We start from the raw sequence: 8,936 nt of genomic DNA on the forward strand, positions 1-8,936 counted from the left end.
ATCGCGCGGTGGGCCAGGCGCATGCCGAGGGCGACCCCCGCCCCGACACCCTCGGCATGCGCCTGGCCCACCGCGCGATGCTGCGCGACGTCCGCCGCCTGACCGACCTGCTCCAGCAGGTCGCCGCCGGCCGCGCCGCCGTCGACGCGGAGCGGGCGCGCAGCATCGCCGGCTACGTCGGCGACTTCTGCGACTCCGTGCACCACCACCACTCGGCGGAGGACGACGTCCTGTGGCCGGTGCTGGCCGCCTCCGCCGGCCCGTCGGTCGACCTCGGTGAGCTCAGCGACGACCACGCCGCGCTCGACCCGCTGCTCGACCGCATCCGCGCCGGCGCCGCCGCCGTCGCCGCCCGCCCGGCCGACGAGGACACCGCGACCGCGCTCGCCGTCGACCTCGCCGAGCTGCGCGACACCCTCGAGGAGCACATCGCCGACGAGGAGGCCGCCGTGCTGCCGGCCATCGAGGAGCACGTCTCGGTCGGCGACTGGGCCGCCGTCGAGGCCGGCATCCGCAAGCGGGCGAAGCTCTCCTTCGAGGTGCCGCGGGTCGTCGACGTCGTCACGCCGGAGGAGCGCGCCACCCTGGTCGCCGAGGGCGGGCTCGCCGTCCGGCTGATGCTGGCGCTGCTCGTGCCCCCGTTCCGCCGCCGGGAGCGCCGCGTGTTCGGGAACTGAGTCAGAGGCCGACGGCGGCGAGCTCGGCCGCGAGCCGCCGCCGCACCTCGGCCGCCGCCGCGCGGTGCGCCGCGGCGGCATCCACGTCGCCCAAGAGCCCCGCGACCTCGGCCAGCGCGTCGTCCACCGGGCCGAGCACCAGCGTGCCCGAGTCCAGCCCGGCGACCCGGCCGGCCCACGGCAGCAGCTCCTCGCGCGCGGCCACGGCCGCCCCGACGTCGCCGAGCCGGACCGCGGCGTGCGCGCGCAGCGTCGTCGTCGTCAGCCAGTAGTAGTCGCGGGCGATCGGCCGGCGCCGCGCCCACACCGCCCGCGCGTCGGCCCCGCGCCCGGCGTCGAGGAAGGTGAGGACGACGGCGTCGCTCAGCGCTCCGGGCATCGCGGTGTCCAGCCACTCCATGTCCGCCACCGAGGAGCTGAGGTCCCCGCGGGCGAAGCCGGCGACGAACCGGCCGATCAGCGCCATGAGCCCGCCGTTGGTCTGCCCCGTCTCGGCCAGCCGGGTCGCGATCTCCTCGTAGCGGGCCCGGCCCTCGTCCACCCGGCCGGCCAGCACCAGCAGCGCGCCGGTGTGCACGCCCAGCGCGCCGAGCACGTGCCCGAGCTGGCCGCTGCCCGACAGCGCCACCGCGCGGTCGCCGTGCCGCCGGGCGAGCGCGAGGTCCGTGCGCGCCGACGCGGCGAGGAACAGCAGCCAGTGCGCGACCGCCTGGTGGTCGGGGGCGCCGGCCGCGGTCGCGACGGCGAGCAGCTCCTCGGCCAGCTCCTCCCGCCGGTCGGCGAGGTCGGGCCCCAGCGCCGCGTACGCCCGCGCGTTCAGCGCCAGGCACAGCAGCCGCGGCTCGCCCGGCACCCGGCGGGCCAGGGTCAGCGCCTCCGCGCTCGCCCGCTCGGCCCGGACGTCGTCGACCCCCTCGACCTCGCGGAACAGGGCGACCCAGAGCCGGGCGCGCACGTCGTCGGGCAGGTCTCCGCCGGCGGGGGTCTCCAGCAGCGCCAGCAGCGGGTCCAGCAGCTCGGGGTCCTGGGCGCCGTCGTCGCGGACGGTCCACACCAGCGGCGCGTCCCAGGCGGCCAGCGCGGCCACGTGCAGGTCGCGGCGGCCCAGCCGGGCGGCGGCCCGCACCGCCAGCCGCTGCTGCTCCCGGGCGACGACGGCGTTGCCGGCCCGCGCGTGCGCCGGGATCGAGGGCAGCAGCAGCGCCAGCAGCGCCTCGTCGCCGCCCACCCGCGCTCCCACCAGCTCGTGCACCCGCAGCGCGGTCGCCCACTGGCGGGCGGCGTCGGCGTGCGCGCCGAGCTGCTCGGCCTCCCGCGCGGCGGCCACCACGTACGGGACGGCGTCGGCCGCTGTCGTGGGCCCGGCCGCGGCGACGGCGTGGTGGGCCAGCGTCGTGGCGTCGGCGCCGCGCGCCTCGAGGGCGGCGAGCGCGGTGGCGTGCACGCGGGCGCGGCGCATGAGGGGCAGGTCCTCGTAGAGGGTGTCGCGCACGAGCGCGTGGCTGAACCGCACCTGCCCCGGCGCCGGCTCCACCAGCAGCCCGGCGAGGACGGCGGTCTCCAGCGCGTCGAGCAGCTCGTCGGGGTCGTGCCCGGTGACCGCGGCCAGCAGGTCGACGTCGGTCTCGCGGCCGAGCACCGCCGCCTGGCGCAGCGCGGTCACCGCCGGGCCGGGCAGCCGCTCCACCCGCCGGCGCAGCACCTCCCGCACACCGACCGGCACGCCGGCCCGCGCCGCGGCCGCGCCCTCGGAGACGATCAGCCGGGTGAGCTCGCGGACGAACAGCGGGTTGCCGCCGGTGCGCTCGCGCAGCAGCGCGACGACGTCCCCGTCCGGCTGCTCCAGCCCGTTGGCGCGGGCGAGGACGGCGACCCCGGCCGCGTCGAGCCCGCCCAGCGCCAGGTGCGCCGCGGTCGCGGTCGCCAGCGCCGCCCGGGTCGCGGCGAGCGCCTCGCCGTCCTCGGTCGTGCGGTACGTGGCCAGCACCAGCACCGGACGTCCGGCGAGCCCGCCGACCACCTGGCGCAGCAGCTGCAGGGTGAGGTCGTCGGCGCGGTGCACGTCGTCCAGCACGACCAGCAGCGGTGCCCCGCCGGCCGCGGCCGCCAGCTGGTCGGCCACCGACCGGGCGAGCCGGAACGGGTTGCCGTCCTCGGGCAGCGCGGCGTCGTCGAGCTCGCGCAGCACCTCGCTCCACGGCCAGGCCGGGGGCGCGCCCTCCACCTCGGGGCAGCGGCCCCACGCGGTCCGCCAGCCGCGGCGGCGCAGCTCGCCGGTCGCCGCCTCGACCAGGGTGGTCTTGCCCGCGCCGGCCTCGCCGCCGATCCACACCACGCGTGCGCCGGAGCGGGCCTCGCCGGCCGCGGCGAGCAGCCGGCGCAGCTCGGCGGTGCGGCCGATCGACGGGGGAGCGGGTTCCGGTGCCGGGGGCGCGACCGGGACGGCGGGCACGACCGCGGCCGGCGCGTCGAGCGCGGGGTCCTGCGCGAGGACCGCCGCCTCCAGCTCCCGCAGCTCGCGGCCGGGGTCGACGCCGAGCTCGTCGGCGAGGTGCTCGCGGGCCCGGCGCAGCACAGCCAGCGCGTCCCCCTGCCGGCCGCCGCGGTACAGGGCCAGCGCGAGCAGCCGCACGGCGCGCTCGCGGCCGGGGTGCTCGCGCACCAGCCGGTCGAGCTCCGGGACGACGGCGCCCGCGCGACCGAGGTCGAGGTCGGCCTCGGCGCGGGCCTCCAGCGCGGTCAGCCGCAGCTCGTCGAGGCGGGCCACCTCCGGCGCCGCCCACGCGGTGTCGGCGACCTCGGCGTAGGCCGGCCCGCGCCAGCAGGCCAGTGCCCGCTCCAGCAGCTCGCGGCGGGCGGCGGCGCCGGCCTCGCCCTGCGCCCGCGCGACCAGGTCGGCGAAGCGCCAGGCGTCGACCGCCTCCCGCGGCAGGTGCAGCGCGTAGCCGGGGGCGCGGCTGACCAGCACGGTGGCCTCGCTGCGGGTGCGGCGGCCCGGCTCGAGCGCCCGGCGCAGGTGCGAGACGTGCACCTGCAGCGAGGCCAGCGCCTTGGGCGGCGGCTCGCCGTCCCACAGGTCGTCGACGATCCGGTCGGTGGAGACGACGTCGCCGCCGGCCACCGCCAGCCGGGCGAGCACCGAGCGCTGCCGCGGCCCGCCCAGCACCGCCGGCGCGCCGGCCACCGCCGCCCGCAGCGGGCCCAGGAACGACAGCTCGACGGGGGGCGCGTCGGGATGCGGCGAGGCCATGGCGGGGGGAACCTAGCCGATCCGGCGGCCCGGCGTCCCACGGTTCCTGCCAGGCTGGGCGCGTGCCGCCCGTCCGCAGCTCCGGGATCCTGCTGTTCCGCCGCGGGGCGGCCGGCGTCGAGGTGCTGCTCGGGCACATGGGCGGGCCGTTCTGGGCGCGGAAGGACGAGGGCGCCTGGTCGATCCCCAAGGGTGAGCACGACCCGGGCGAGGAGGGGGAGGCCGCCGCGCGCCGGGAGTTCGCCGAGGAGCTCGGCCTGCCGGTGCCCGCCGCGGAGCTGCACCCGCTCGGCGAGGTCCGGGGCCGCAAGCTGCTCGCCGTCTGGGCGGCCGAGGGGGACCTCGACGCGGATGCGATCACCAGCGGCACCTTCCCGCTGGAGTGGCCGCCGCGGTCGGGCCGGGTGCAGGAGTTCCCGGAGATCGACCGGGCCGCCTGGTTCGACCTCGCCACCGCGCGGCAGAAGCTGGTCAGGGCGCAGCTGCCCTTCCTCGACCGGCTGGTCGCCCACCTCGCCGGCTGACGGCGCAGACGCTCGCCATCTCCTACGGCTCCGGCGTCGTCGTCCGCCGGCTGGTCATCTGCGCCTCGGGCGCCAGCCGCGACCCGCTGACCGGGCTGCGCAACCGCCGCGGCTTCGACGAGGCCCTCGACGAGCTGCTGTCGGAGGCGGCCCGCACCCGCGAGCCGCTGTCGGCCGCGCTGCTCGACGTCGACCACGTCAAGCAGGTGAACGACACGTACGGCCACCAGGCCGGCGACCGGGTGCTGCGCCGGGTCGCCGACGTCTGGCGGGCCGAGCTGCCGGCCGGGGCGGTGCTGGCCCGGCACGGCGGCGACGAGTTCTCGCTCCTCCTCCCGGGGGTGGGCGGCGCCGACGCGCTCGCCGTCGTCCGCCGCATCTGCGCCCGGCACCCCGACGTCACGCTCTCCTGCGGGGTCACCCAGCACGCGTCCGGCGACGGCGCCTCCCAGCTGATGCGCGGCGCCGACCGTGCGCTCTAGGACGCCAAGCTGCTCGACCGCGGGCGGGTGGAGATCCTCCCCGGTCCGGCCGCCCGCCCCTCCGGCGTCCGGCCGCGCGGCTGACGAATGCGCAGGTCAGAGAACCGTACCGATCGGTTCCCGAACCGGGTCACGCAGCAACTCCGGCAGATCGCACTGCGTGACGGCGCGCACGGTCGTGATCGCGGCGAGACGAAGTGCTTGCCTTCGGCACCCAACTTCCTGGCAGGTTGCCCGCGTCCACGGGGGTGTCGATCGAGGGAGAACGAAGGATGCGGTACTTCAAGGCGGCGGCGGGTGCAGCCGCGGCCATGGCGCTGGTCGTCGTGTCACCGACGGCGGCCGGTGCCGACGACGGCAAGGGGCACGCCCCGGGCGGGGACGTCACCACCGTCGTCGGTGGGCTCGACGGGCCACGGCAGCTGAGCGAGTACAAGGGGCGCCGGCTGATCGTCGCCGAGTCCGACACGGGGGAGGTGACGTGGATCGACCCGCGCGGGGGGCGGTCCGGGACCATCCTGTCCGGCCTGGGCAACGCCCAGGGCGTGGACTACGTGCGCGGCCTGGTCTACGTCGCGATCGGCGAGTTCGCAGGTCCGCCGGAGGCCGGCGAGGGCCTGCCCAGCCAGCAGCTGGTGGAGGCGACGCCGGGCGGGCAGATCCTGCGGACCTGGGACCTGCTGCAGTACGAGCTCGACAACAACCCCGACGACCAGGTCCAGCTGGTCGACGGCGAGCCCGTCGACGCGCTGTCCAACCCGTTCTCGGTCCTGGCCCAGCCGCACCGGATCCTCGTCTCCGACGCGGGCGCGAACGCCGTCCTCTCCATCGACCGCAAGTCGGGTGAGATCAGCACCTTCTTCGTCCCGCCGGTGGTGGACGACGTCGAGGGGTGCGTGGACGCGCCGAACAACCCGGGCACGACCGGCTGCGACCCGGTGCCCACGGAGATCACCGAGGGGCCGGACGGGAAGATCTACGTCGGCACGCTGGGCGCCGAGGTGCCCGGGGCCGGCAGGGTCTACGTGCTCGACCAGCACGGCAACCAGGTGGGCGCGATCGAGGGCCTGACCAGCGTCACCGGGGTGGCCGTCGACCGGAAGGGCACCGTCTTCGTGTCCAACGTGCTCGAGGGCATGCCGATGGGCGAGGGCGAGCCGCCGGCGGACTTCGACCCGTCGACGGTCGGCGAGCTGACCCGGATCGACCGGGACGGCTCCCGGCACACCGCGCAGGTCACCATGCCGACCGGCCTGGAGTTCGAGGGTGGTGACCTCTACGCCTCGGCGTGGAGCATCGCCGGCTTCCTGGGGATGCCCTCGGCCGGGGAGATCCAGAAGGTCGGCCCGGGGGCGTTCACCCCGGCGCCCTGATCCACCGGTAGGGCCGTCGAGGGCGGCCGGGGGAGTTCCCCGGCCGCCCTCGCGGTCGTCCGCGGGCGGGTCAGGGCAGCCCGGCGTGCGGAACGGCGACCTCGGTGGCCAGCAGCACCGCCTCGCGCGCCGCGGACCGGGTGTGCTCGTAGAAGTCGGGGGCGCAGCACAGCAGCAGCGTGCGGCCGTCGTCGCCACCGAGCGCGCAGGCGTAGACGCCCAGCCCGTCCGGCGCGGCGATCTCGTCGACCACCTGCCCGCCCGGCGCGACCCGCAGCACGCGGGAGCCCAGGCCGTCGGCGACCCACACGTGCCCCTCGGCGTCCAGGGTGCAGCCGTCCGGGGCGACGGCGACCTGGCCGATCAGCTCCTCGACCGACCCGCCCCCGGGCACCGGGCCGAACTGCGCCCACGTGCGCCGCGGGCCCAGCGAGCCGTCGGCGGCGACGTCGAAGGCCGAGAAGCGGTTGCCCCAGGTCTCGCCGACGATGAGGGTGCCGCCGTCGGGGGTGATCACCGAGCCGTTGGGGAAGCGCAGCCCCTCGGCGGCCACGCTGACCGTGCCGTCGGGATCGACCCGCTTGAGCGCGGCGGGGGCGGGCGCGCCACCGCCCATCAGGTCGAAGCCGAAGTCGCCGACGTAGGCCCGGCCGGCGGCGTCGACCACCATGTCGTTGAGCGGCCCGCCGCAGACGGCGGAGAGGTCGGCGTGGGTGGTCACCTCGCCGTCGGTGACCCGCAGCAGCCGCTGGTCCTTCATCGACACGACCAGCAGCGAGCCGTCGGGCAGCCAGCCCAGCCCCGAGGGCTGGTTCTCCACCTCGAGGACGACGGTCTCCGGGCCGCCCGGGGCCACCCGGCTCACCGTGCGCCGGTAGAAGTCCGACACCCACCACTGCCCGTCGCGCCACCGCGGACCCTCGAAGAAGGAGCCGCCCTCCAGCACCGTCCGGAACGCTCGATCAGCCATGCCGCGGGACGCTACGACCTCCCGGCCCCGCCGACCACCTCCCGTTTTCCCCTCGGCCGACCTGGGCACGGTGGCTCCATGGCGACGGAAGACGCGCACCGGTGAGCGTCCGGGGCCTCCTCGAGCGAGCGGTCCGGCGCGTGGAGGCGCTGGAGGTGCTGGACGCGCCCGGCTACCAGGTCGAGCACGGCATCTCGCTGACCTTCCTGCTGGCCGGCCGGTACGCCCGCCCGCTGCAGGACCTGCTCCACGGCGTCTGGTTCGGCCACCCCCTGCACCCGTTCCTGGTCACGGTGCCGATCGGCTCGTGGGGCGCGGCGGCCCTGCTCGACGGCCTGGACGCGACCGGACGCGGCGGGCCCGGGGCCGGCCAGGCGGCGCGCGCGGTGGTCGGGCTGGGGATCGCCGGGGCGGTCGGCGCGGCCGCGACCGGGATGACCGACTGGCAGCACGCCCACGACGAGGCCCGCCGGGTCGGGATGGTGCACGGCGCCCTCAACAGCACCGCGCTCGCGCTCTACGCCTGGTCGTTCGCCGACCGGGGCCGCGGGCGCGCCGCGCGGGCGCGGGCGACGGCGGCCGCCGGGTACGCCCTCGTGCTCGCCAGCGGGTACCTGGGCGGGGTGCTCTCCTACCGCCACCGGCTCGGCGTCGACCACTCCGCGGCCGGTCGCGCGCCGCGGGTGTTCACCCCGGTCGCGCGCCTGGCCGACCTGCCCGACCGCGAGCCGGTCGAGGTCGCGGCCGACGGCGTCCCGGTGGTGCTGGTGCGCACCGACGAGGAGGTGCGGGCGCTCGCCGGGCGCTGCCCGCACCTGGGCGGCCCGATGGCCGAGGGGTGGCTGCACCGCGACGAGCTGGTCTGCCCGTGGCACGGGTCGAGGTTCGACGTCGGCACCGGCGAGCCGGCGCAGGGGCCGGCGACCGCGCCGCTGCCCTGCTACGACACCCGCGTCCGCGACGGCGCGGTGGAGGTGCGGCGGCGGGCCCGCTGGCGCACCCCGACGGCGGTCACGACGGTGGAGGAGGCGTCCCGGTGAAGGCCGACGAGGTCCTGATCGCGCACCACGACGTGCTGCGCGGGCTGCTCCGCGAGCTCGCGGAGACCCCCGACGCCGAGACCGGCCGGCGGGAGGAGCTGCGCGACCGGTTCCTGCGCGAGATCGAGGTGCACGCGCAGATCGAGGACGAGCTGTTCTACCCGGCGGTGCCCGAGGTCTCGCCGCTGCTGGCCCTGGCGCACGCCGAGCACCGGCAGATCGACGACCAGGTCGCCACCGTGATGCGCATGGACGTCTCCGACCCGGAGTTCACCACCGAGGTGCGGATGCTGGAGAAGACGGTGCGCCACCACACGATGGAGGAGGAGCAGCGGATGTTCCCCCAGTCGCACGCCCTGGGGGAGGAGCGCCTCGAGCAGCTCGGCGAGCAGCTGCGGGCCCGGAAGCGGGAGCTCGAGGAATCCGGCGGGATGCGGCTGATCGTGCGGCTGAAGCGGGCGACGCTGCGCCACGTGTAGCCGCGGGGCGGTTCCCCGGCCGTGCGCGCACGGCCGGGGAACCGAGCCGGACGCTCCTATGACGCGTCAAGGGCTGAGGGTGGGGTTTCGAGGCGTCGGTAGAGCTCGCGGGCGATGTAGCGCTTGAGGCAGCGTTTGATC

General features: G+C 77.2%; 8 protein-coding genes. 6 read left to right on the forward strand and 2 right to left on the reverse strand.

The features are described 5' to 3' along the window. Positions 1-677: hemerythrin domain-containing protein (locus E9549_RS21585; RefSeq protein ID WP_236828648.1), on the forward strand; the 677-nt coding region annotated here is incomplete at its 5' end. Position 678: 1 nt separating this feature from the next. On the opposite strand, the gene E9549_RS21590 is transcribed toward E9549_RS21585, so the two are convergent. Continuing rightward, on the reverse strand, positions 679-3,927 hold the full coding sequence (locus E9549_RS21590; protein WP_236828649.1) for a BTAD domain-containing putative transcriptional regulator: 3,249 nt from the start codon (positions 3,925-3,927) through the stop codon (positions 679-681). A gap of 62 nt (positions 3,928-3,989) precedes the next feature. Here E9549_RS21590 and E9549_RS21595 point away from each other — a divergent pair, with 62 nt between their 5' ends. The 3 genes from E9549_RS21595 (at position 3,990) to E9549_RS21605 (ending at position 6,306) form a co-directional block, all read left to right on the forward strand. Beyond that, positions 3,990-4,451: an NUDIX domain-containing protein gene (locus tag E9549_RS21595; protein ID WP_236828650.1), complete on the forward strand. Its 462-nt coding sequence runs from the start codon at positions 3,990-3,992 to the stop codon at positions 4,449-4,451. Positions 4,452-4,507: 56 nt separating this feature from the next. Next, on the forward strand, positions 4,508-4,933 hold the full coding sequence (locus E9549_RS21600; protein WP_308191123.1) for a GGDEF domain-containing protein: 426 nt from the start codon (positions 4,508-4,510) through the stop codon (positions 4,931-4,933). Positions 4,934-5,205: 272 nt separating this feature from the next. Next, the gene (locus E9549_RS21605) at positions 5,206-6,306 is read left to right on the forward strand and encodes a ScyD/ScyE family protein (protein ID WP_236828651.1); all 1,101 of its coding nucleotides are present in this window, start codon (positions 5,206-5,208) and stop codon (positions 6,304-6,306) included. Positions 6,307-6,376: 70 nt separating this feature from the next. On the opposite strand, the gene E9549_RS21610 is transcribed toward E9549_RS21605, so the two are convergent. Beyond that, positions 6,377-7,276, reverse strand: a complete 900-nt coding sequence (locus E9549_RS21610; protein ID WP_236828652.1) for an SMP-30/gluconolactonase/LRE family protein — start codon at positions 7,274-7,276, stop codon at positions 6,377-6,379. 101 nt (positions 7,277-7,377) lie between these two features. Between E9549_RS21610 and E9549_RS21615 the strand changes: the two genes are divergently transcribed. Together E9549_RS21615 and E9549_RS21620 are read left to right on the forward strand one after the other, a co-directional pair. Then, positions 7,378-8,316 carry a Rieske 2Fe-2S domain-containing protein gene (locus E9549_RS21615; RefSeq protein WP_236828653.1) on the forward strand — a complete coding sequence of 313 codons (939 nt, stop codon included), beginning with the start codon at positions 7,378-7,380 and terminating at the stop codon, positions 8,314-8,316. Beyond that, positions 8,313-8,795, forward strand: coding sequence for a hemerythrin domain-containing protein (locus E9549_RS21620; RefSeq protein ID WP_236828654.1), 483 nt, complete (start codon positions 8,313-8,315; stop codon positions 8,793-8,795). Before E9549_RS21615 ends, E9549_RS21620 begins: the two co-directional genes overlap by 4 nt. Positions 8,796-8,936 lie beyond the last annotated feature (141 nt).

This window comes from Blastococcus sp. MG754426, assembly GCF_021699055.1.
Classification (GTDB): domain Bacteria; phylum Actinomycetota; class Actinomycetes; order Mycobacteriales; family Geodermatophilaceae; genus Blastococcus.